Source organism: Pseudomonas sp. Z18(2022), from assembly GCF_036346535.1.
Taxonomy (GTDB): domain Bacteria; phylum Pseudomonadota; class Gammaproteobacteria; order Pseudomonadales; family Pseudomonadaceae; genus Aquipseudomonas; species Aquipseudomonas yamanorum_A.
On record NZ_JAOTOA010000012.1, the window covers coordinates 83,607 to 104,251 of the forward strand.

A 20,645-nucleotide genomic window follows, 5' to 3' on the forward strand; every position below is an offset into this window, starting at 1 on the left:
CGCAGATCAAGCAAAGCATCACCGAGGCCCGTGGCACCGCCGACCAGTCTTCGGAAATCGCGCGTCAGACCAGTGAAGGCATGCAGGTGCAGTTCCGTGAGATCGACCAGGTGGCCACGGCCTCGAACGAAATGAGCGCCACCGCCCACGATGTGGCCAACAGCGCCTCCAACGCCGCCAGCGCGGCCCGGGGTGCCGACCAGTCAGCCCGGGAAGGCATGCAGATTATTGAACGCAGCACCCGCGACATCACCACCCTGGCCGAAGAAGTCAGCAAGGCCGTGACCGAGGTCGAAGCCCTGGCGGTGAACAGCGAGCAGATCGGCTCGGTACTGGAAGTGATCCGCAGCATTGCCGAACAGACCAACCTGCTGGCCCTGAACGCCGCGATTGAAGCGGCGCGGGCCGGGGAAAGCGGGCGCGGTTTTGCGGTGGTGGCCGATGAGGTGCGCAACCTGGCCAAACGTACCCAGGATTCGGTCGAGGAGATTCGCCTGGTGATCGAACGCATCCAGACCGGCACCCGCGGGGTGGTGGCGACCATGCATTCGAGCCAGAGCCAGGCGCAGAACAATGCCGGGCAGATTCACCAGGCGGTGCAGGCCCTGGGCAAGATCAGCGATGCGGTGACGGTGATCAGCGACATGAACCTGCAGATCGCCAGCGCCGCCGAGCAACAGAGTGCGGTGGCCGAGGAGGTCAACCGCAACGTCTCGGCGATCCGCACCGTAACCGAAACCCTGACCGGCCAGGCCACCGAGTCAGCGGCCATCAGCAGCCAACTCAATGCGCTGGCCAGCCAGCAGATGAAGCTGATGGATCAGTTTCGGGTTTAAACCGTGAGGCCCCAATGTGGGAGCTGGCTTGCCTGCGATAGCATCACCTCGGTGTAACTGACACACCGAGGCGCCTGCATCGCGGGCAAGCCCGGCTCCCACACAAAGCAGATTTGTGCTGCTTATTGACCCGTCCAGGCGGCCACAAACGGCGCCAGGTCTTCTTTCGGGGCCGTACGCGGCGGATTTTGTGGGGTGCCCAGGTAGAGGAAGCCAATCACTTCCTCATCCGCTGTCAGACCCAACCCTTTGGCGACGTGGGCCGAATACGACAACTCACCGGTGCGCCACACCGCACCGATCCCCTGGGCGTACGCCGCCAGCAGAATCCCATGGGCCGCACAGGCCGCCGCCAGCAGTTGCTCGGACTTCGGCACCTTGAAGTGTTCTTGCAGACGAGCGATTACGACAACAACCAACGGCGCACGCAGCGGGCCATTTTGCGCCTTGTCGATAAACGCCTGGGGCGCGTCGGCGTCTTGCAGGCGAGCGGCTTCAGCCAGCAGCGTGCCCATGCGCTCACGTGCCGCACCTTCCACCGTCAGGAAGCGCCAGGGCCGCAATTGACCATGGTCCGGGGCGCGCATGGCAGCGGCGAACAACAGGTCGCGCTGCTCCTGGGTCGGTGCCGGTTCCAGCAGTCGCGGCACGGAAACACGGTTGAGCAAAGCGTCGAGAGCCTGCATTGGCCACCTCCAGAGAAAAATGTGCGGTCATTCTAGCGGGAATGAATCGGATACCACCAAACGATAATTGCTCTTATTCAATCCGCCCTGCCCTGTTAGACTTTGCGGCCTTATTTTCAGCCCAGGTTCAGGAAGACTGATGCCCCGTTCGCCCCTTCGCCTGTCTGCACTGTTGATGGCCCTGAGCCTGAGTGCCTGCGATGACGCGCCCCGCTTTACCAAGGCGGAGCCGGGCGAAGCGCGCGCGGGCGGTGCGACAACGGTGAGGAAGACCGATCAGAACGCCTTCTCCCTGCCCTCGGCCAACCTGTCGCCCACCCGGCGCCTGGACTTCAGCGTAGGCAACAGTTTCTTCCGCAGCCCCTGGGTGATTGCCCCGTCCACCACCACCGCCCGCGACGGGTTGGGGCCGCTGTTCAATACCAACGCCTGCCAGAACTGCCATATCAAGGATGGCCGTGGTCATCCGCCGTTGCCCGATGCGCCCAACGCGGTGTCGATGCTGGTGCGCCTGTCGATTCCCGATGCGCCGCCCTATGCCAAGGTCATCGAACAACTGGGTGTCGTCCCCGAGCCCGTCTACGGTGGGCAATTGCAGGACATGGCCGTGCCCGGCGTTGCGCCGGAAGGCAAGGTGCGGGTCGACTACACACCGGTCAATGTCAGCTTCAAGGACGGCACCGTGGTGGGGTTGCGCAAGCCGGCGCTGCAGATCACCCAGCTCGGCTACGGCCCGATGCACCCCGACACGCGCTTCTCCGCACGGGTGGCCCCGCCGATGATCGGCCTGGGCTTGCTGGAAGCGATTGCCGACGCCGACATTCTGCGCAACACCGACCCGAAAACCGCCGACAAGGAAGCCATCGTCGGGCGTGCGAACCGGGTCTGGGACGACGCGCAACACAAGACCGTCCTCAGCCGATTTGGCTGGAAAGCCGGGCAACCGAACCTCAATCAACAAAATGTTCACGCGTTCTCTGGTGATATGGGCCTCACCACGTCCCTGAGACCGTTCGATGATTGCACCGATGCACAAGTGGCCTGCAAACAGGCGCCCAACGGCAATGGCCCGGACGGCGAGCCCGAGGTCAGCGACAACATCCTGCGCCTGGTGCTGTTCTACACCCGCAACCTGGCCGTGCCCGCCCGCCGCGACGTCAACGCGCCACAGGTGCTGGCCGGGAAAAACCTGTTCTACCAGGCCGGTTGCCAGGGCTGCCACACCCCGCAATTCACCACGGCGCCAACGGCTGCCGAACCTGAATTGGCCAACCAGGTGATTCGCCCCTACAGCGACTTGCTGCTGCACGACATGGGCGACGGCCTGGCCGACAACCGCAGCGAATTCAAGGCCGGTGGCCGCGACTGGCGCACGCCGCCGTTGTGGGGCATTGGCCTGACGCAAGCCGTGAGTGGCCACACCCAGTTTTTGCATGATGGCCGCGCCCGCAACCTGATGGAGGCCGTGCTGTGGCACGGCGGTGAAGCCCAGGCGGCGCAGCAGCATGTGTTGTCGTTCAATGCCGAGCAGCGCGCCGCGTTGCTGGCATTTCTGAATTCTTTATAAGCTTTGTCCTAATTACAGAAGGGAGCTCGACATGTTCCGTCCCAAGTTGTTGTTCACCAGCCTGGCCGCCCTCGCCCTGGGTGCGTGCTCGCCCCAGGACCCGCAGGCGGTGACCTCGGCGGCCATCGCCAAGCAAGTGATCCTGCCGACCTACAGCCGCTGGGTTGAAGCCGACCGCCAACTGGCCGTCAGCGCCCTGGCCTACTGCCAGGGCAAGGAAAGCCTGGAGACCGCCCGCGCCGACTTCCTGCACGCGCAAAAAGCCTGGGCCGAGTTGCAACCACTGCTGATCGGCCCGTTGGCCGAGGGCAACCGCTCGTGGCAGGTGCAGTTCTGGCCGGACAAGAAAAACCTGGTGGGCCGTCAGGTCGAACAACTGGTGACCGCCCAACCGCAAATCGATGCCGCCGCACTGGCCAAATCCAGCGTCGTGGTGCAAGGCCTGTCGGCCTACGAATACATCCTCTACGACGCCAAGACCGACCTGGCGGACGAGACGCAAAAAGCCCGCTACTGCCCGCTGCTGGTGGCCATCGGCGAACGCCAGAAACTGCTCGCCGAAGAGATCCTGTCGAGCTGGAACAGCACCGACGGCATGCTGGCGCAGATGACCAAGTTTCCTAACCAGCGCTACGCCGATTCCCACGAAGCCATCGCTGATTTGCTGCGGGTTCAAGTGACCGCGCTGGACACCCTGAAGAAAAAACTCGGCACCCCGATGGGCCGCCAGACCAAGGGCATCCCGCAGCCGTTCCAGGCCGATGCATGGCGCAGCCAGTCGTCCCTGCAAAGCCTGGAGGCCAGCCTGGCTGCCGCCCAGACCGTGTGGGTCGGCGTCGACAACAAAGGCCTGCGCGGCCTGTTGCCTGCCGATCAAAAGCCGTTGGCTGACAAGATCGACGCCGCGTATGCCGCGTCCCTGAAACTGTTCGCCAGCAACCAGCGTACGTTGAATGAACTGCTGGCCGACGATGGCGGGCGCCAGCAACTCAACGATATCTACGACAGCCTCAACGTGGTCCACCGCCTGCACGAAGGCGAGCTGGCCAAGGCGCTGGGCATCCAACTGGGCTTTAACGCCAACGACGGTGACTGATGATGCTCAGGCGACAGGCTTTGGCGATCGGTAGCGTGCTGCTCAGTGCAATCACCCTGGGTGGCTGGACGCTGTTCAAGCAGAAGGGCAAAAGCCCGCTGCTGCTCTCGGCGCGGGATGACAGTGATGGCAAACACTACGCCGTCGGCTTCCACCTGGACGGCAAGCAAGTGTTTGCCACCCAGGTTGGCCAGCGCTGCCATGACATCATCAACCACCCGGCGCTGCCGATTGCACTGTTTGTCGCCCGTCGGCCGGGCACCGAGAGTTATCTGATCGACTTGCGTGATGGGGCGCTGCTGCAAACCATTACCTCCAAATCCAATCGCCACTTCTATGGGCATGCGGTGGTGCACAAGGACGGCGAGTGGCTGTATGCCACGGAGAACGACACGTCCGATCCGGGCCGCGGTTTGCTGGGTGTGTATCGGTTTGAGGGTGAGCGGTTGGTGCACACCGGGGAGATTTCTACCCATGGGATCGGGCCGCATCAGGTGTCGTGGATGCCTGACGGTGAGACGCTGGTGGTGGCTAACGGCGGGATTCGCACCGAGGCTGAGAGCCGGGTGGAGATGAACCTGAATGCCATGGAACCGAGTCTGGTCCTGATGAAGCGTGACGGGACGCTGCTGAGCAAGGAGACCTTGGGCCAGCAGATGAACAGTGTGCGGCACATGGGGATTGCCAGCGACGGGACGATCCTCGCGGGGCAGCAGTTCATGGGGCCTTCTCATGAGCGGTCGGAGTTGCTGGCGATCAAGCGGCCGGGGCAGGCGTTTGTGGCGTTTCCGGTGGCGGATGAGCAGTTGCAGGCCATGGGGCATTACACGGCCAGTGTGGCGGTGCACAGTGAGTTGCGGCTGGTGGCGCTGACGGCGCCCCGGGGGAATCGGTTCTTTATCTGGAACATGGACAGCGCGGAGTTGCTGCTGGACGGGCCCTTGCCGGATTGTGCCGGGGTGGGTGCGGTGGCGGACGGGTTTGTGGTGACTTCGGGTCAGGGGCGTTGCCGGTTTTATGATTGTCGGCAGGTGCCGTTGGTGGGTAAGCCGCTGGAGTTGCCGGCGGGGCTTTGGGATAACCATCTGCATCTGGTTTGATCGGGGGCATATCCGTTATTTAGGTAACGGCCGCCTAGGGTTCCGCTCTTACAGCGGCTCACTTTTGAACAGCCGGAATGCCGGCCCAGTCAAAAGTAAGCAAAACGCTCTTGCCCCACCACTCGGCACCTCGCCTAGGCTCGGTGTGCCCGCACGCAGGCAGAGTGTGGTGAAGCAAAGGCGAAATCAAAAGCTAAAGCGAACACGATCCCCTGTAGGAGCTGGCTTGCCGGCGATGGCATCCACGGGGTGTACCTGATGCACCGAGTCGCCTGCATCGCCGGCAAGCCAGCTCCTACAGAAAAGCAAAGCCACCCCGTAGCAGCTGTCGAGCGCCAGCGAGGCTGCGTGCTTTTGATCTTGATCTACGGGCCCCGTTAACCACGATGGCCGGAGTGCGGGCATGCCGAGCCTAAGCGAGGCACCGAGTGGTGGGGCAAAGCGTTTTTTGGTTACTTTTTTAGGCGTTTGTAAAAAAGTGACTCGCTGTAAGAGCGAAACCATAAGTAGCCGTTACCTAAATAACGGATATGTACTCAATAAACCAACCACCCCAAAAACCAAGCTCAAATAAAAGGCCTCGAACCAGCGAGGCCTTTTATTTGGGCTTCAATCTCTTCAACTTTGTGGCCTCATCCCTTGGGACATCCCAAACATGAACAACAACAACTCATGATCAGGCTTGGCCGTAACACCGACCTTGGCGATCCGCGGCATCGGGCATTGCTGCCCGGCACCCTGCACCGCACTGAGGACTTGTGTCCGGGGCTGCTCCCAAGCAGCCAGGGCCAGGGCCGCTATGCCCAACGCCCCCAACAGAAACAAACCTCGTGCAATTTCTAGCTTCATTACGTTAAACCTTTGATAGCGCTGCCAAACGCCGTCTCGTAAAAGTAGCTGAGTTTTTTCCAGTCCGTAGAATTCCACGACGAATGGCGACGCAATTGCAGCATGTCATGCCGAGCCGCCCGCAACGCGGTCAACCGCTGGCGGCACTTCTCGAAATCCAGCAACGCCACTTCCACCTTGGCCGCATCGCCCTCGCCCGTCACCCGCACAAAAATATGCTTGATATACAGGCAACCATGCTGCCAACGGCCCTTGTGCATCCGCGCCAGGGTACCGGCCAATTCCTTGAGCAGGCGCTCGTGCACCAACTCACCGTACTGCTCACGACCACCCGCGGCGTACCAGTTTTCGATCTCGTCGAAACCGTCCAGCGACGCCGTCACCAGCAACGCCTTCCATTGGTGCTCCGGGTCGCGGCGGGCTTCGCAGAACACCAGTTCCGGCACGCGTACATCCAGCAAACGCAGGCCCTTGAGGGCATCGCGCTCACGCAACACAGTGGGGCGTCCAAAAGGATGGAGCCAACTGCGGTAGATATGGCCGGTCTGGCGCTTGCTGTAGAGCAAACGACCATTGGTGCCCATCACCCGTTGCACACCACTTTCACCGCCACGACGACGATTGGGTTCCTCGACCCACTCGCCCTGCTGGCGCCAGAAATAATCAAATCGCTCCTCGGGAGCTACTTCACTACCTGCTAAACACTCGACAGCCATCCTGTTACCTCTTGCGCAATACATACACTCGCCACATGGCGTAGAGCGGTATGAAGTCCAGTGATTCCTGAATACGGAAACCGGCTTGTTCAAACTCTGCTTCAACAGTAGCAGCCGGTAACACGAATCGATTTTGGTAACCTTCCTGCTCACCCTTTTTGCGACGGCGCACTTCGGCACGCTTGCGTTTCCAGGCCTTGAAGTTGCCATCCACCCACAACGAGATAATCACGCTGTCGCGGGTAACACGTTGAAACTCACGCAGTATTGCCAGCCTGTGCGCGGGGTCACCGATGTGGTGCATCAAGCGCATGCAGAAAATGCTGTCGACTGCGTTGTCTGGCAAATCAATATCAAAGGCAGACGTCTGCAAGGGCCGTACCCGTTTCACCACATCCGCCGGTTGGGCGACAGTGGCGATCTTCAACATCGACGCTGAATTGTCGGCGCCGATGATCACACGGTTGGGCTTTTCTGCCAGCAGCGGCCAGAAACGCCCCGCCCCACACGGTAAGTCCAGCACCAGGCCAGGCTCACCGGCCATGGCCAGCGCACCCCGCGCCAATTGCTCGTCGCGTTTGTGGGACAACCGGCGAGCCAGATTGTCCTGATGCTTGAGCAAATATTTCTGCGCGTGTTGATCGTCGTACTTTTCGGAAAATTCGAGCTTAGTCGGAGTAGGCATCAACGGGTCCCCAGTTACTGATGCCTACAACCCTAAGCAGAATCCTGTGATCAACAGGTCAACACGTTGTGAAAAACTTGTCCTGTCGAATCCTATACATTACAAAACTTTGCAGATACAAGTCGTGGCATGTTGCCATCCTCGGCGAAAAATGGGGACTCTGCCGCAGGATAGCGGCAGGACAGGTATCAGGGTTTGACCGGGCTCAACTCGACATGAAAGCGGCAGCCATTGGGCTCCATGGTACTGAGGCTGACGCTCCAGCCCTGGTTTTCGCAGATGCGCTGGACCAGGGACAACCCCAGGCCCAGGCCTTCGCCGCGCTTTTCACTGCCGCGCACAAATGGCTCGAACATCGCTTCGCGCTTGTCCTCGGGAATCCCCACGCCGGAGTCTTCCACCACGAAGCCACTCGGCTCCAGGGTGAGACGGATAAAGCCACGTTCGGTGTAATGCAGTGCATTACGCAGCAGGTTGCCCATCACCGCGTGCAGGAAGGTCGCGTTGTAGCGGGTATCCAACGGTGCGCCGGGCTGATAGACCAACTCAAGACCCTTGTGCTCGATGGGCTCACGCCAGATTCCCAGCAGATCGTCGGCCACCTGCGCCAGGTTGGCCTGGGGCGACATGCCCGCCTCCTCGCGCTGGGCACGGGCCAGCATCAGGAAGGTCTGCACCAGTTCGCGCATTTCTTCACAGGCCCGCGCAATGCGTTCAACCTGTTTGCGGCCGCGCTGATCAATGGCCGGATTCTCCAGCAACAATTCGCAGGAACTGGCGAGCACCATCAGCGGAGTACGCAACTCGTGGCTGACATCACTGGTAAACAGCTGCTCCCGGGACAACGCCTGGCGCAAACGGCCCAGGGTCGCGTCGAAGGCCACGGCCAACTCGCCCACCTCATCCGCCGCATAATCCGGGGCCAGGGGCGGCGCCAGGCCGAGTAACTGGTCGCGATGGCGTACCTGGCGGGCCAGGCGCACCACCGGCGCCATGACCTTGCGCGCCAGCACCCAGCCGAGGAACACCGCCAGCGCGAGGCTGAGCACAAACCCCACCAGCACCACGGCAAACAGAACGCGCTCGCGCTCTTCGAAATCGCTCTGATCTTGCAGCAGGACATAGCGGCGACCGTCGACGATTTCGACCATCGCGTGGTAGGAAAGCTGCTCGCGGAACACCTCGTGAAAACCGGCGTCCAGGTGGCGCAAGTCTTTGGGCAGCTCGAAATCGCCGGGGCCGCCGCTGAAGTAGAACAACTGGTCGGGCTCGGGACGGTGGCTCCAGTCCTCGACGCTGTCCATCAGCAGCAGGCGTTGCAAGTCACCGCCCAGGCCTGCCGAAATGAGCTTTTCTTCCACTAGGTGCACCGTGGCGACGATGCCCATGGCGAAGGCCCCCGCCACCAACGCGCTCATCAAGGCGAAGGCAATGATGATCCGCTGGGCAAGGCTTTGCTTAAACTCCATCACGACCCTCGGCCAGGCGATAACCCACACCGTGCACCGTTTGCAGCAACGGTTTGGCGAAGGGTTTATCAATCACCTGACGCAGTTGATGAACATGGCTGCGCAAGCTGTCGCTGTCCGGGCAGTCATCGCCCCACAGCGCTTCTTCGAGAATTTCGCGGCGCAACACGTGAGGGCTTTTTTGCATCAGCACCGCCAGCAGCTTCAGGCCGACCGGGTTGAGCTTGAGCAGGCGCCCTTCGCGGGTAACCTCCAGAGTGTCGAGGTCGTAATTCAGGTCACCGACCTGCAACGCACGGCGACCGCCGCCCTGGGCACGGCGCAGCACCGCTTCGATGCGTGCGGCCAATTCCGACAGCGCAAACGGCTTGAGCAGGTAGTCATCGGCGCCGGACTTGAAGCCCTGCAGCCGGTCGTCCAGTTGGTCGCGGGCGGTGAGCATGATCACCGGCGTGTCGCGGCGGGCATCTTCGCGCAGGCGTTTGCACAGGGTGTAGCCATCAATGCCAGGCAGCATGATGTCGAGCACGATCAGGTCGTAATGTTCGGTGGCAGCCAGGTGCAGGCCCGACAAACCGTCCTGCGCACAGTCTACGGTGTAGCCCTTCAGCCCCAGGTAATCGGCCAGGTTGGCCAGAATATCGCGGTTGTCTTCAACCAATAAAATTCGCATGGGCAGTGTCTCCGTACGCGGTAACGGCCGTGTTGGCTCGCGCAGCTTAAGGCCAAGTATGGCTCACGGCTAGGCCTGAAGGCCGCGCCGATTACTGTTTTCAACCGATTGCGGGTGTTAACGAGTTTTTCACTATAGGTTCACAACCTGACTACAGTGTCAGCGCGAAGATCGCGCCCATCGAAAATAAGGAACATTGCCATGGGCTTTCCAAAAACGGCGCCAATGCGCTATTTGCTGTTGGTGACCGGTGCCTGGCTGGTGGTATTTCTACTGACCCGCATCCTGCTGCTGGTATCCCACCTGGACGAAGTCAGCGGCAACCTGCTGCCGGTATTCGGTGTGGGCCTGCTCTATGACCTGGGCTTCCTCGCCTATGCCGCCCTGCCCCTGGGCCTGTACCTGTTGCTGTGCCCACCAGCGTTGTGGCGCCGCCGTGGCCATCGCTGGTTCCTGCAGGCAGTCCTCACCGTCAGCCTGTTCGCCATGCTCTTCACCAGCGTGGCGGAGTGGTTGTTCTGGGACGAGTTCGGCGTGCGCTTCAACTTCATTGCCGTGGATTACCTGGTTTACTCCAAAGAGGTGCTGAACAACCTGCTGGAGTCGTATCCGATCGGCAAGCTGCTGAGCCTGCTGGCCGTGATGGCCATCGTCCTCAGCCTGGCTTTGCGCAAAGCGTTCAACGCCGCGATGAATGCACCATTGCCTGCCATGCGCAAACGCCTGCTCAGCGCCCTGGGCTTGTTGCTGGTAGCAGGCCTGAGCCTGCAACTGATCAACCAGGACCGCCCGCGCAGCCAGGGTGGTAACGCCTACAACAACGAACTGGCGAGCAACGGCCCGTATCAGTTCTTCGCGGCCTTCCGTAATAACGAACTGGACTACAACCAGTTCTACAAGAGCCTGCCGGCCGATGTGGTCGCCAAGCAGTTGCGCGCCGAACTCAGCGAGCCCAATGCACGGTTTATCGGCACTGACCCGCTGGATATCCGTCGCGCCATTACCAACCCGGGCACGCTGCGCAAACCCAATATCGTGCTGGTGACCATCGAAAGCTTCAGTGCCAAGTACATGGGCAGCAACGGCGACGCGAATAACCTCACGCCCAACCTCGACGCGCTGCGCAAGCAAAGCCTGTACTTCAATAACTTCTACGCCACCGGCACCCGCACCGACCGCGGCCTGGAAGCCATCACCCTGGCCATTCCACCGACGCCGGGACGCTCCATCGTCAAGCGCATCGGCCGTGAAAGCGGCTTCGGCAGCCTGGGCCAACAGCTCAACGCCGTTGGCTATGACAGCGTGTTTGTCTACGGTGGCCGTGGCTACTTCGACAACATGAACGCGTTTTTCAGCGGCAACGGTTACCGCGTGGTTGACCAGAGCAGCGTGCCCGAGTCAGAAATCAGCTTCAAAAACGCCTGGGGCATGGCTGACGAAGACCTCTATAAACAGACGCTGAAGCTGGCGGACGAAGACTACGCCAAGCAGCAACCCTTCCTGCTGCAACTGATGACCACCTCCAACCACCGCCCCTATACCTACCCGGCGGGCCGCATTGATATCAAATCCGGCGACGGTCGCGACGGCGCGGTGAAGTACACCGACTACGCCATCGGCCAGTTCCTGGACGCGGCGCGCCAGAAGCCGTGGTTCGACAACACCATATTTATCTTCGTCGCCGACCACACCGCAGGCAGCGCGGGCAAGGAAGACTTGCCGATGGTCAATTACCAGATTCCGCTGTTCATCTACGCCCCCAAGTTGATCGACGCCGGCGAGAACGCGAAGCTGGCCAGCCAGATCGACCTGGCGCCGACGCTGCTGGGCTTGCTGAACCTGAGCTACGAGTCGACGTTTTTTGGCCGCAACCTGCTGCAGGACAACCCGCTGCCGCCACGGGTAGTGGTGGGCAATTACCAGTACCTGGGGTTGTTCGACGGTAATGACCTGGCAATCCTCAGCCCGCGCCAAGGCCTGCGTCGCCATGACCAGGCACTGGGCGACAGCCACGAGTCCCAGGTTGGCAGTGATGACCCGTTGATCCAGCGCGCCATTACCTACTACCAGGGCGCCAGCTACGACTACAAACAACAGTTGCTGAGCTGGAAGACGCCCAAGGACGAAGTCCCCCAGGTGAGTGCACGCTAACCAAAACGCCCCGGCCAGGCCTGTCCGGGGCTTTTTTTAGAGTTTGAGTTCGCCATGCAAGCAGTCGCTGCTCGTCCCGTTTCCAAACCCCTCAACTTCTCGCTGGGCCTCGGCGTGCCTGCCGTGTTGGCGGTGCTCATGCTGTTGCTGGAGCTGACATCGCTGGACATGGACGTGGCCAAGTTGTTTTACAACGCTGGTGAAGGCGGCTTTGTGGGCCGGCACAGTTTTTTTCTGGAGGACATCCTTCACGATCGCGCCAAGCAGATGGTGATCGTGTTTTCGGTATTGGCCATCGCCGGGTTTGCCGGGGCATTTGTGGTGGAGCGGCTCAAACCCTATCGCCGGGAACTGGGCTGCCTGGTGCTGTCGCTGGCACTGGCCACCTCGTTTGTATCGCCGTTGAAGACCGTGACCGCAGTGCAATGCCCGTGGAGCGTCAAGGAGTTTGGCGGCCAGGAGACCTACAGCGAACTGCTGAGCCCCCGACCGCCCACCGACAAACCCGGGCGCTGCTGGCCGGGCGGGCATGCGGCCACCGGCTTTGCCTTGTTTGCGTTGTTTTTTGCCCTGCGGGATCGCCGGCCGAGGATGGCGCGCTGGGCATTTATGTTTGCCCTGGGGCTGGGCACGGTGCTTTCGGTGAGCCGCACGATGCAAGGCGCGCACTTTCTTTCCCATAACGTGTGGACGGCGATTTTCAGCTGGCTGATCTGTTTGGGGGCGTATTACTTCTTGCTGTACCGGCCAGTCAAAACCTCCCCAATGCAGGCCGCAACCGCGTGATGAACAGCCCTTGCCTCGCCGGGGGCAAGGGCGCAACACTCTGCGCACTTTTCTGGCAACGATCCCGCTGAGCCATGTCCGATACCCTGCTGCTGATCGAAGACGACCTGCCCCTGGCGGCACTCACGGCCGAGTTCCTGCGCGCCGAGGGATTTACTGTCGCGGTGGAACACCGTGGCGACCGCGCCGCCCAGCGTATCCGCGATGAACAGCCGGCACTGCTGATCCTCGATGTAATGCTGCCGGGCATCGACGGTTTTACCCTGTGCCGCCAGATTCGCGACCACTATCCCGGGCTGATCCTGATGATGACCGCCCTGGACGAGAACGCCGAACAGTTGGTGGGGTTTGCCGCCGGCGCCGACGACTATGTAGTCAAGCCGATCGATCCTTTATTGTTGTTGGCGCGAATCCGCTCGCTGCTGCGCCGCCATCCTCAGGCACACCGCAGTTACTATCAGTGGGGCACTTTTCGGCTGGACCTGAACAACCACTTCGCGTGGCTTGGCGAGGCGCCCTTGCAGTTTTCGGTGGCCGAATTCGAGCTGCTCGCCATCTTCGCCCGTCACTGCGGCGTATTGCTCACCCGGGAAAAACTGCTCCAGCGCCTGCGCGGCCTGGAGTACGACGGCCTGAATCGTTCGATTGACATGCGGGTATCGCGCTTGCGCAAAAAACTGATGAGCCTTGAGTGCCCCGTGACCATCCAGACCATCACCGCCCAGGGATACCTGTTCGTCGAGATCCCGACGGGGAGCCAGCATGCTGTCTAAAGTACGCCCATGGATGGCCATCGCAGCCGGTACCAGTTGGGCGGCCCTCACCCTTTACCTGTTGTGGCTGTGCACGAATGCTGCGGTGTTTATCGGCGACTACAGTTTCCTGCGCCTGATGGCCGGCCCGGGTTATCTGGTGGCCGAGCAACTCAAGGCGTTGCCCGCCGAACAGCGCGAGGCGCAGATCGAGGCGCTGCAAGCGCGCTTTCAGTACCCGGTGAGCCTGGTGAAAAAGGATGATATTGAGCTGCCGCCGGAAGCCCTCGTCATGCTCGACCACCATCAACCGGCGCAGAACAGTGATGAAGACATCACCTACTTCCCGCTGGACGACGACACGGTGATTCAATTCGGCCCCCTGTGGGGCACCGCCGAAGTGAAGGACCTGATGCAATACCCGGTGTATTGGCTGACCGCCTGTGTCGCCGGCCTGCCGGTCATGCTGTTGCTCTGGCTTACCTTGCGCGCCCGACGCAAATACACCCACGACCTCAACACCCTCAACGCCAGCGTTGCGGCACTCGCCCGCACACCCAACACGCTGCTGCCGGCGATGAGCCAGGAGTGGGCCCCGCTGCTGCTGACATTGCGACAGCATGCCCAGGACATCACGTCGATGGGCGAACGCCACCGCGAGGTTTCCCAGGCGGTGTCCCACGAACTGCGCACGCCCCTGGCCCGGATGCGATTTGCCCTGGCGCTGCTGAGTAAAAGTGCCGACCCTGACACCCGCATCCGCCTGCAAGAGCGGCTGCAAACCGACATCGAGGAGCTGGAGTCGCTGGTTCGCGCCAGTCTCGCTTTTGCGCGGCTGGCCGATGCACCCAGCGACCTGCAGCATGAGCCGATCAATATCCGTGACTGGCTGCAACAGGAGTTTGCCCTGCTGGACGGGCACCATCGCTTGCTCACCCTGGACACCAACCCCGCCGACCTGGAGCTGATCGGTGATCGCGCCCTGCTGCACCTGATCGTGCGCAACCTGCTGAGCAACGCCATCACGTACGCCCGCGAACAAGTGAACGTCAGTGCCTCGTGCCAGGGCCAACACCTGGTGCTGCATGTGGACGATGACGGCCCCGGTGTGTTGCCGGAAAACCGCGAAAAGATCTTCGAACCCTTCGTTCGCCTGGCCATGGGCGGTGACGAGCCCAGCGGGTTTGGCCTCGGCCTGGCGCTGGCCAAGCGAGCCTGCCATTGGCACCACGGGGAGCTGTCGATCACCCGCAGCCCATTGGGCGGCGCGCGCCTGACCCTGACCCTGGCGCTGCGCCCGGGTTAGGCTGTTACAGCCTGTGACAGTGGAACCTGCGCGCTGCCGCTAACCTCGCGACCTGATTCAGGATCGCCCGCGCCATCCTGAGTCCATGCCCTTTGGATCAGGTTGGAGAGTCACTTCATGCGTCACCCTAAACGGCATCTGTCTACGCTGGTGTTATCACTGTGCATGGCCGCTGGTTCCTGGTCGGGCAGCATTGCAGCCCAGAGTGTTCACGCGCCCTATTACCCCGGCTCGATCCTGCCCAATCGCCAGCCCCAGGCGATCATGGATCAGCAACTGGTCAAGTTCTACAAGGACTGGAAGGCGGTGTATCTGTCGGGGGAATGCGGCAGCGGCCGGTATTTCGTCAAGGTCAACGCCGACCACAAACCGGTGGGCGGCGGCACCGCGCCCGGCACCATCACGGTGTCCGAGGCCCATGGCTACGGCATGCTGCTCACGGTGATGATGGCCGACTACGATGACGACGCCCAAAAAATCTTCGACGGCATGGTGCGCTACTTCCAGGATCACCCGGCGGCCTCCGATCCGGGCTTGATGGCCTGGAACCAGATCGAAGGATGCGGCGATTCCACCGACCCGTTCCGCGGTGACGTCAGCGCCACCGACGGCGACCTGGACATCGCCTACGCCTTGCTGCTGGCCGACCAGAAATGGGGCAGCCAGGGCACCGTCGATTATCGCAACGAGGCCAACACCGTCATGGCCGCGATCATGAAACACGAGGTGCACCCCAGGACGCATCATTTGATGCTCGGCGACTGGGCCGGCACCGACGGCGACCCTGAGCTTGAGTACACCACCCGCAGCTCGGACTTCATGCAGTCGCACCTCTACAGCTTCTTCGCCATGACCGGGGATAAACGCTGGCAGGCGGTTCGCGACAAGAACTATTCGATCATCAGCGCCTTCACCCAACGCTACAGCGCCAACAGTGGCTTGGTGCCGGACTTTATCAGCCACCTGGACACCTCGCTCACCCCGGCGCGCCCCGAGCTGGTGGAAGGTCAATACGACGGTGGCTACTCATGGAATGCCGCCCGCTACCCGTGGCGCATCGGCCTGGATTACCTGATGTACGGTGACCCTCGTGCCCTGTACACCTTGACCGCCTTCAACCGCTGGGCACGCTCCACCACCCACGATGAGCCGGGCGCGTTCAACAGCGGCTACCGCATCGACGGCAGCGCCATCGAGGAAGACCAGAATGAGCCGGCCTTTGTGGCGGCATTGGGGGTCAGCGCGATGATCAGCCCCGACAATCAGCCGTGGCTCAATAATATTTGGGACAACCTGCAACGCCGGTCCATCAGGGATCAGGACTACTACGGCAATACCCTGAAACTGCTGGGCATGGTGATCATGTCCGGCCATTGGGAGCGGCCCCAACCGGCGCCCATCAAAAAAACCGCGCACGTGCCTGTCGATCCGTCATCCGGCATTGCTGCACCGGGACCCGTGGCATCTTTGCCGCCCGCCCCGCAGCTGATGCTGGCCCGCGGGTTCAGTTTCAAGAAACTCCTGGGGCGCCGCGGCTTCAGCTGAGGTACGCACATAAAAAAACCCCGCCTGCATCGCTGCAGGCGGGGTTTTTCAGTAGCGGGGTAAGGCTGGCTTACATCATGCCGCCCATGCCGCCCATACCACCCATGTCTGGCATACCGCCGCCGCCAGCGCCTTCAGCCTTGGGCTTGTCAGCAATGGCTGCTTCGGTGGTCAGGATCAGGCCACCGATGGAGGCTGCTGCCTGCAGAGCCGAACGAGTCACCTTGGTTGGGTCCAGGATGCCCATTTCGATCATGTCGCCGTAGACGCCAGTCGCAGCGTTGTAACCGTAGTTACCTTTGCCGTTCTTGACTTCGTTGACCACAACGCTTGGCTCGTCGCCGGAGTTGGCAGCGATCTGACGCAGCGGTGCTTCAACAGCACGACGCAGTACAGCGATACCGACGTTCTGGTCGGCGTTGTCGCCGGTCAGGTTGGTCAGGGCTTCCAGAGCACGGATCAGCGCAACGCCACCGCCAGGTACCACGCCTTCTTCAACGGCTGCGCGGGTTGCGTGCAGGGCGTCTTCAACGCGGGCTTTCTTCTCTTTCATTTCAACTTCGGAACCAGCGCCAACCTTGATCACTGCAACGCCGCCAGACAGCTTGGCCAGGCGCTCTTGCAGTTTTTCACGGTCGTAGTCCGAGGAAGTTTCGGCAACCTGGGCACGGATCTGGGTGATGCGAGCCTGGATGTCGCCTTCAACGCCAGCACCGTCAACGATGATGGTGTTTTCCTTGGAGATGGTCACGCGCTTGGCACTGCCCAGGTTTTCCAGGGTGGCGCTTTCCAGGCTCAGGCCGATCTCTTCGGAGATAACGGTACCGCCGGTCAGTACGGCGATGTCCTGCAGCATGGCCTTGCGACGGTCGCCGAAGCCTGGAGCCTTGACGGCTGCGACTTTAACGATGCCACGCATGTTGTTCACAACCAGAGTCGCCAGGGCTTCGCCTTCAACGTCTTCGGAAACGATCAGCAGTGGGCGGCCGGCTTTGGCAACGGCTTCCAGCACTGGCAGCATTTCGCGGATGTTCGAGATTTTCTTGTCAACCAGCAGGATCAGCGGGCTGTCCAGCTCGGCAACCATGGTTTCTGGCTTGTTGACGAAGTACGGGGACAGGTAGCCACGGTCGAACTGCATGCCTTCAACAACCGACAGTTCGTTTTCCAGGCCAGTGCCTTCTTCAACGGTGATCACGCCTTCTTTACCGACTTTTTCCATGGCTTCGGCAATGATGTCGCCGATGGAGCTGTCGGAGTTGGCGGAGATGGTGCCTACCTGAGCGATGGCCTTGGTGTCGGCGCATGGCTTGGACAGGTTTTTCAGCTCAGCAACAACGGCGATGGTCGCCTTGTCGATGCCGCGCTTGAGGTCCATCGGGTTCATGCCGGCAGCGACAGCCTTGTAGCCCTCGTTGACGATGGCCTGGGCCAGAACGGTAGCGGTGGTGGTGCCGTCGCCTGCGTCATCGTTGGCACGGGAGGCAACGTCTTTGACCAGCTGCGCGCCCATGTTTTCGAAACGGTCTTCCAGTTCGATTTCTTTGGCGACGGAAACGCCGTCCTTGGTGATGGTCGGAGCGCCGAAGCTCTTCTCGATGATCACGTTACGGCCTTTAGGGCCCAGGGTCGCTTTTACTGCGTCAGCCAGGACGTTGACACCGGCGAGCATTTTCTTACGGGCGGAATCGCCGAATTTAACTTCTTTAGCAGCCATGATCGATATTCCTTAAATACTTTGTAGTAACGGGAAGATGAGCGGGGAAATCAGCCTTCCAGAACAGCGAGAATCTCGTTCTCAGCCATTACCAGCAGGTCTTCGCCGTCGATTTTCACAGTGTTGCTGCCGGAGTAAGGGCCGAAAACAACCTTGTCACCCACTTTCACAGCCAGCGCACGTACTTCACCGTTTTCCAGGGTCTTGCCTGGGCCAGCAGCGAGAATCACACCGTGGTTGGCTTTTTCAGCAGCCGAACCTGGCAGCACGATACCGCCAGCGGTTTTCTTTTCTTCTTCACTGCGACGGATGACGACGCGGTCATGCAGAGGACGAAGCTTGCTCATTGTCGATCTCTCCTAATTGTGTTTTTCATCAGCCGGTGTCAATTCCGGCAGGTTAAATTCCGGCGGTGCCGGTCGCGGTTCGCGGCGCGAAACGCGGAAGTCTGTCTGGTGTCGCCACCAGAAACCTTGCGGTGACCGTTACATAAGGGCGCATAAGGTTATTACAAGGGTGCAGAGATGAAAATTTTTGTGCCGGGGGAGTCTTCAAACGCCGCACGGCACCCGCAGGTGCCGTACCGCTGAAGGGATTACTTGGGGTCGCGGTGTTCGAACTCGCCTTCGATCACGTCACCTTCACGCCCCAGGGGCTGGCGCGGAGCCGGGCCACCACGGGGTTGCAGGTCGTCGGCAAAGGCGCGCTGGCGGATCGCCGCCTCTTCGGCACGCTGGCGCATCTTGCCCGCCAGCAACTTGCGGGTGAAGGGCAACAACATGACCAGGCCCACCACATCGCTGATAAAGCCCGGGAGGATCAACAGGCCACCGGCCAAGGCCATCATCAGGCCTTCAAGCATCGTCTGGGCCGGCAGTTCGCCGCGATTCAGGCTTTCACGGGCACGCAGCGCCGTGGCCAGGCCGGCGACGCGCAGCACCAGCACGCCGAGCATCGAGCCGAGAATGATCAGCAGCAGTGCCGGGAAAAACCCGATTGCGCTACTGACTTGTACGAATACGAACAGCTCCAGCACCGGAAACAACAAAAAGAGCAACAAAAAAGGGCGCATCAAATGGTTCCTCAACGCAAGAATGCCTTGCTACTTCACCTTAGATGACGTCGCCGTTTCGTGAATTCAAGCTTCAGCGCCTGCTTTTTTCGGCCAGACCTCAGCGTGAGCCAGGAAAACCAAGGCCTCGCGTACTTGTGTCGGCGTGTTGCAAGGCTCGGCAAAGGGCAGCCAATAGAGCGCCTGGCCAATGCGCAGGTGCATGCCCTCGCTGTCGATGCCCGCCAATTGCGCGGGATCGGTGGTCGGCAGGCCTGCCAGTTCGACGTAATGGGCGATGGCCTTGGTGTGGTCGCTGTTCATGTGTTCGATCATGCTCAGCTCGGCCTTGCCGGCGAACGGGTTGGCCAGGGTCAACTGGTCGACCCAGTGGATCGCGCCAAACCCACCGATATAACGGTGGCGTACCGGCTTGAGCACCCAGAAGTCAAAATCATGGGCCTTGTGGTAGTTGGCCGAATCCGGGAAATAGCGGTAGTAACGCTCGGCGGCGGCGTCAATCTCGGCACTGTCTTCGAGTTTCTCGGCTTCGGCCAGGTAGGTCAGGCGCCCTACCGCCTGCACGTCGTCCGCCTCACGCTCACCCACCAACAGCGAACACTTGGGGTCTTTCTGCAGGTTGTGGGTGTGCTGGGCGATGCGGCTGATCAGGATCAGCGGCCGGCCCTCGGCATCCAGGCAGTACGGCACCACTGAGCCAAACGGGAAACCGGGCATGGCCTTGGACAGGGTGGCGAGTGCCCCACGGTATTCCTTGAGCAGTAGTTCTCGGGCATTCTTGGCAACGTGCGCGCTCAACTTATGACTCCTTTGATAAATATCGTCAAAAAATAAACCTGGATAGTCGCTTCATTCTGCCCACAGGACTTGCGAATGCATCTCAACGACAAAGTAATCATTATCACCGGCGGTTGCCAGGGTTTGGGCCGTTCCATGGCCGAGTATTTTGCAGCCAAAGGCGCGCACCTGGCGCTGGTGGACCTCAATCAGGAAAAGCTCGACCAGGCGGTGGCCGCCTGCCAGGCCCATGGCGTGAAGGCCCGGGCCTACCTATGTAACGTGGCGAATGAAGAACAGGTGACCCAGACCGTGGCACAGATCGCCGAAGACTTTGGTGCGATCAACGGCTTGATCAACAACGCCGGGATCCTGCGCGATGGCCTGCTGCTCAAGGTCAAGGACGGCGAGATGACCAAGATGAGCCTGGCCCAGTGGCAGGCGGTGATCGACGTCAACCTCACCGGCGTTTTCCTGTGTACCCGTGAAGTGGCGGCAAAAATGGTGGAGCTGAAGAATCAGGGCACCATCATCAACATCTCATCGATCTCCCGCGCCGGTAACGTCGGCCAGACCAACTACTCCGCCGCCAAGGCCGGCGTGGCGGCCGCTACCGTGACCTGGGCCAAGGAACTGGCGCGCTACGGCATCCGCGTGGCGGGCATTGCACCGGGGTTTATCGAGACGGAGATGACCCTGGGCATGAAGCCCGAGGCACTGGAGAAGATGACCTCGGGCATTCCCCTCAAGCGCATGGGGCGGCCCGAGGAGATTGCCCATTCGGCGGCGTATATCTTCGAGAACGACTACTACACCGGGCGGATCCTGGAAATGGACGGCGGGTTGCGCCTGTAATGACCCG

Annotated in this window: 20 protein-coding genes; 10 read left to right on the forward strand and 10 right to left on the reverse strand. The window is 61.1% G+C overall.

Going from position 1 to position 20,645, the window contains the following annotated elements:
* Positions 1-80: 80 nt before the first annotated feature.
* Positions 81-836, forward strand: a complete 756-nt coding sequence (locus V3W39_RS33845) for a methyl-accepting chemotaxis protein (protein ID WP_371132077.1) — start codon at positions 81-83, stop codon at positions 834-836.
* Positions 837-958: 122 nt separating this feature from the next.
* Here V3W39_RS33845 and V3W39_RS21895 read toward each other — a convergent pair whose 3' ends face one another.
* Positions 959-1,522, reverse strand: a complete 564-nt coding sequence (locus V3W39_RS21895; protein WP_177078797.1) for an NAD(P)H nitroreductase — start codon at positions 1,520-1,522, stop codon at positions 959-961.
* A 139-nt stretch (positions 1,523-1,661) separates the two neighbouring features.
* Between V3W39_RS21895 and V3W39_RS21900 the strand changes: the two genes are divergently transcribed.
* From V3W39_RS21900 to V3W39_RS21910, 3 genes are read left to right on the forward strand one after another with little or no spacing between them, the layout of a single operon-like run.
* On the forward strand, positions 1,662-3,089 hold the full coding sequence (locus V3W39_RS21900) for a di-heme oxidoreductase family protein (RefSeq protein ID WP_330213334.1): 1,428 nt from the start codon (positions 1,662-1,664) through the stop codon (positions 3,087-3,089).
* A 31-nt stretch (positions 3,090-3,120) separates the two neighbouring features.
* Positions 3,121-4,185, forward strand: a complete 1,065-nt coding sequence (locus V3W39_RS21905; protein ID WP_177045932.1) for an imelysin family protein — start codon at positions 3,121-3,123, stop codon at positions 4,183-4,185.
* 2 nt (positions 4,186-4,187) lie between these two features.
* Positions 4,188-5,285, forward strand: a complete 1,098-nt coding sequence (locus V3W39_RS21910; RefSeq protein WP_330213362.1) for a DUF1513 domain-containing protein — start codon at positions 4,188-4,190, stop codon at positions 5,283-5,285.
* 618 nt (positions 5,286-5,903) lie between these two features.
* On the opposite strand, the gene V3W39_RS21915 is transcribed toward V3W39_RS21910, so the two are convergent.
* The 5 genes from V3W39_RS21915 to colR form a co-directional block, all read right to left on the reverse strand.
* Positions 5,904-6,134, reverse strand: coding sequence for a hypothetical protein (locus tag V3W39_RS21915; RefSeq protein WP_177046750.1), 231 nt, complete (start codon positions 6,132-6,134; stop codon positions 5,904-5,906).
* A complete protein-coding gene (locus tag V3W39_RS21920) occupies positions 6,134-6,850 on the reverse strand; it encodes a lipopolysaccharide kinase InaA family protein (protein WP_177046752.1) in 717 nt (238 codons plus the stop codon). Before V3W39_RS21920 ends, V3W39_RS21915 begins: the two co-directional genes overlap by 1 nt.
* Positions 6,851-6,854: 4 nt before the next feature.
* The gene (locus tag V3W39_RS21925) at positions 6,855-7,535 is read right to left on the reverse strand and encodes a class I SAM-dependent methyltransferase (RefSeq protein ID WP_177115600.1); all 681 of its coding nucleotides are present in this window, start codon (positions 7,533-7,535) and stop codon (positions 6,855-6,857) included.
* 188 nt (positions 7,536-7,723) lie between these two features.
* Complete coding sequence (locus tag V3W39_RS21930) at positions 7,724-9,004, reverse strand: sensor histidine kinase (protein ID WP_177046756.1); 1,281 nt, start codon at positions 9,002-9,004, stop codon at positions 7,724-7,726.
* Positions 8,994-9,677 carry a two-component system response regulator ColR gene (gene colR, locus V3W39_RS21935; RefSeq protein ID WP_003208587.1) on the reverse strand — a complete coding sequence of 228 codons (684 nt, stop codon included), beginning with the start codon at positions 9,675-9,677 and terminating at the stop codon, positions 8,994-8,996. Before colR ends, V3W39_RS21930 begins: the two co-directional genes overlap by 11 nt.
* A gap of 201 nt (positions 9,678-9,878) precedes the next feature.
* Between colR and V3W39_RS21940 the strand changes: the two genes are divergently transcribed.
* From V3W39_RS21940 to V3W39_RS21960, 5 genes are all read left to right on the forward strand, one after another.
* Entirely contained in the window at positions 9,879-11,828 is a 1,950-nt protein-coding gene (locus V3W39_RS21940) for an LTA synthase family protein (protein ID WP_330213335.1), read from the forward strand.
* Positions 11,829-11,882: 54 nt separating this feature from the next.
* Positions 11,883-12,614, forward strand: coding sequence for a phosphatase PAP2 family protein (locus V3W39_RS21945; protein ID WP_330213336.1), 732 nt, complete (start codon positions 11,883-11,885; stop codon positions 12,612-12,614).
* 74 nt (positions 12,615-12,688) lie between these two features.
* Positions 12,689-13,387 carry a response regulator transcription factor gene (locus V3W39_RS21950; RefSeq protein WP_177046762.1) on the forward strand — a complete coding sequence of 233 codons (699 nt, stop codon included), beginning with the start codon at positions 12,689-12,691 and terminating at the stop codon, positions 13,385-13,387.
* Positions 13,377-14,672, forward strand: a complete 1,296-nt coding sequence (locus V3W39_RS21955) for a sensor histidine kinase (RefSeq protein ID WP_177046764.1) — start codon at positions 13,377-13,379, stop codon at positions 14,670-14,672. The genes V3W39_RS21950 and V3W39_RS21955 overlap by 11 nt, the downstream gene beginning before the upstream one ends.
* 117 nt (positions 14,673-14,789) lie before the next feature.
* The gene (locus V3W39_RS21960) at positions 14,790-16,217 is read left to right on the forward strand and encodes a glycosyl hydrolase family 8 (RefSeq protein WP_330213337.1); all 1,428 of its coding nucleotides are present in this window, start codon (positions 14,790-14,792) and stop codon (positions 16,215-16,217) included.
* 70 nt (positions 16,218-16,287) lie between these two features.
* On the opposite strand, the gene groL is transcribed toward V3W39_RS21960, so the two are convergent.
* From groL to V3W39_RS21980, 4 genes are all read right to left on the reverse strand, one after another.
* Positions 16,288-17,934, reverse strand: coding sequence for a chaperonin GroEL (gene groL, locus V3W39_RS21965; protein WP_177115596.1), 1,647 nt, complete (start codon positions 17,932-17,934; stop codon positions 16,288-16,290).
* A 50-nt stretch (positions 17,935-17,984) separates the two neighbouring features.
* Positions 17,985-18,281 (reverse strand): co-chaperone GroES, encoded by a 297-nt coding sequence (locus V3W39_RS21970; protein WP_003208599.1) that lies wholly within the window; start codon positions 18,279-18,281, stop codon positions 17,985-17,987.
* Between the two features lie 248 nt (positions 18,282-18,529).
* Positions 18,530-19,006 (reverse strand): FxsA family protein, encoded by a 477-nt coding sequence (locus tag V3W39_RS21975; protein ID WP_177046770.1) that lies wholly within the window; start codon positions 19,004-19,006, stop codon positions 18,530-18,532.
* Positions 19,007-19,072: 66 nt separating this feature from the next.
* Positions 19,073-19,804 carry a HugZ family pyridoxamine 5'-phosphate oxidase gene (locus V3W39_RS21980; protein WP_177046772.1) on the reverse strand — a complete coding sequence of 244 codons (732 nt, stop codon included), beginning with the start codon at positions 19,802-19,804 and terminating at the stop codon, positions 19,073-19,075.
* Positions 19,805-19,879: 75 nt separating this feature from the next.
* Here V3W39_RS21980 and V3W39_RS21985 point away from each other — a divergent pair, with 75 nt between their 5' ends.
* Positions 19,880-20,638: an SDR family oxidoreductase gene (locus V3W39_RS21985; protein ID WP_177046774.1), complete on the forward strand. Its 759-nt coding sequence runs from the start codon at positions 19,880-19,882 to the stop codon at positions 20,636-20,638.
* Positions 20,639-20,645 lie beyond the last annotated feature (7 nt).

What these genes read in the sequence shown, in the direction of transcription:
- V3W39_RS33845 (WP_371132077.1), top strand. Translation starts at nt 81, where the DNA reads ATGCAGGTGCAGTTCCGTGAGATCGACCAGGTGGCCACGGCCTCGAAC.
- V3W39_RS21895 (WP_177078797.1), bottom strand. Translation starts at nt 1,522, where the DNA reads ATGCAGGCTCTCGACGCTTTGCTCAACCGTGTTTCCGTGCCGCGACTG.
- V3W39_RS21900 (WP_330213334.1), top strand. Translation starts at nt 1,662, where the DNA reads ATGCCCCGTTCGCCCCTTCGCCTGTCTGCACTGTTGATGGCCCTGAGC.
- V3W39_RS21905 (WP_177045932.1), top strand. Translation starts at nt 3,121, where the DNA reads ATGTTCCGTCCCAAGTTGTTGTTCACCAGCCTGGCCGCCCTCGCCCTG.
- V3W39_RS21910 (WP_330213362.1), top strand. Translation starts at nt 4,188, where the DNA reads ATGCTCAGGCGACAGGCTTTGGCGATCGGTAGCGTGCTGCTCAGTGCA.
- V3W39_RS21915 (WP_177046750.1), bottom strand. Translation starts at nt 6,134, where the DNA reads ATGAAGCTAGAAATTGCACGAGGTTTGTTTCTGTTGGGGGCGTTGGGC.
- V3W39_RS21920 (WP_177046752.1), bottom strand. Translation starts at nt 6,850, where the DNA reads ATGGCTGTCGAGTGTTTAGCAGGTAGTGAAGTAGCTCCCGAGGAGCGA.
- V3W39_RS21925 (WP_177115600.1), bottom strand. Translation starts at nt 7,535, where the DNA reads ATGCCTACTCCGACTAAGCTCGAATTTTCCGAAAAGTACGACGATCAA.
- V3W39_RS21930 (WP_177046756.1), bottom strand. Translation starts at nt 9,004, where the DNA reads ATGGAGTTTAAGCAAAGCCTTGCCCAGCGGATCATCATTGCCTTCGCC.
- colR (WP_003208587.1), bottom strand. Translation starts at nt 9,677, where the DNA reads ATGCGAATTTTATTGGTTGAAGACAACCGCGATATTCTGGCCAACCTG.
- V3W39_RS21940 (WP_330213335.1), top strand. Translation starts at nt 9,879, where the DNA reads ATGGGCTTTCCAAAAACGGCGCCAATGCGCTATTTGCTGTTGGTGACC.
- V3W39_RS21945 (WP_330213336.1), top strand. Translation starts at nt 11,883, where the DNA reads ATGCAAGCAGTCGCTGCTCGTCCCGTTTCCAAACCCCTCAACTTCTCG.
- V3W39_RS21950 (WP_177046762.1), top strand. Translation starts at nt 12,689, where the DNA reads ATGTCCGATACCCTGCTGCTGATCGAAGACGACCTGCCCCTGGCGGCA.
- V3W39_RS21955 (WP_177046764.1), top strand. Translation starts at nt 13,377, where the DNA reads ATGCTGTCTAAAGTACGCCCATGGATGGCCATCGCAGCCGGTACCAGT.
- V3W39_RS21960 (WP_330213337.1), top strand. Translation starts at nt 14,790, where the DNA reads ATGCGTCACCCTAAACGGCATCTGTCTACGCTGGTGTTATCACTGTGC.
- groL (WP_177115596.1), bottom strand. Translation starts at nt 17,934, where the DNA reads ATGGCTGCTAAAGAAGTTAAATTCGGCGATTCCGCCCGTAAGAAAATG.
- V3W39_RS21970 (WP_003208599.1), bottom strand. Translation starts at nt 18,281, where the DNA reads ATGAGCAAGCTTCGTCCTCTGCATGACCGCGTCGTCATCCGTCGCAGT.
- V3W39_RS21975 (WP_177046770.1), bottom strand. Translation starts at nt 19,006, where the DNA reads ATGCGCCCTTTTTTGTTGCTCTTTTTGTTGTTTCCGGTGCTGGAGCTG.
- V3W39_RS21985 (WP_177046774.1), top strand. Translation starts at nt 19,880, where the DNA reads ATGCATCTCAACGACAAAGTAATCATTATCACCGGCGGTTGCCAGGGT.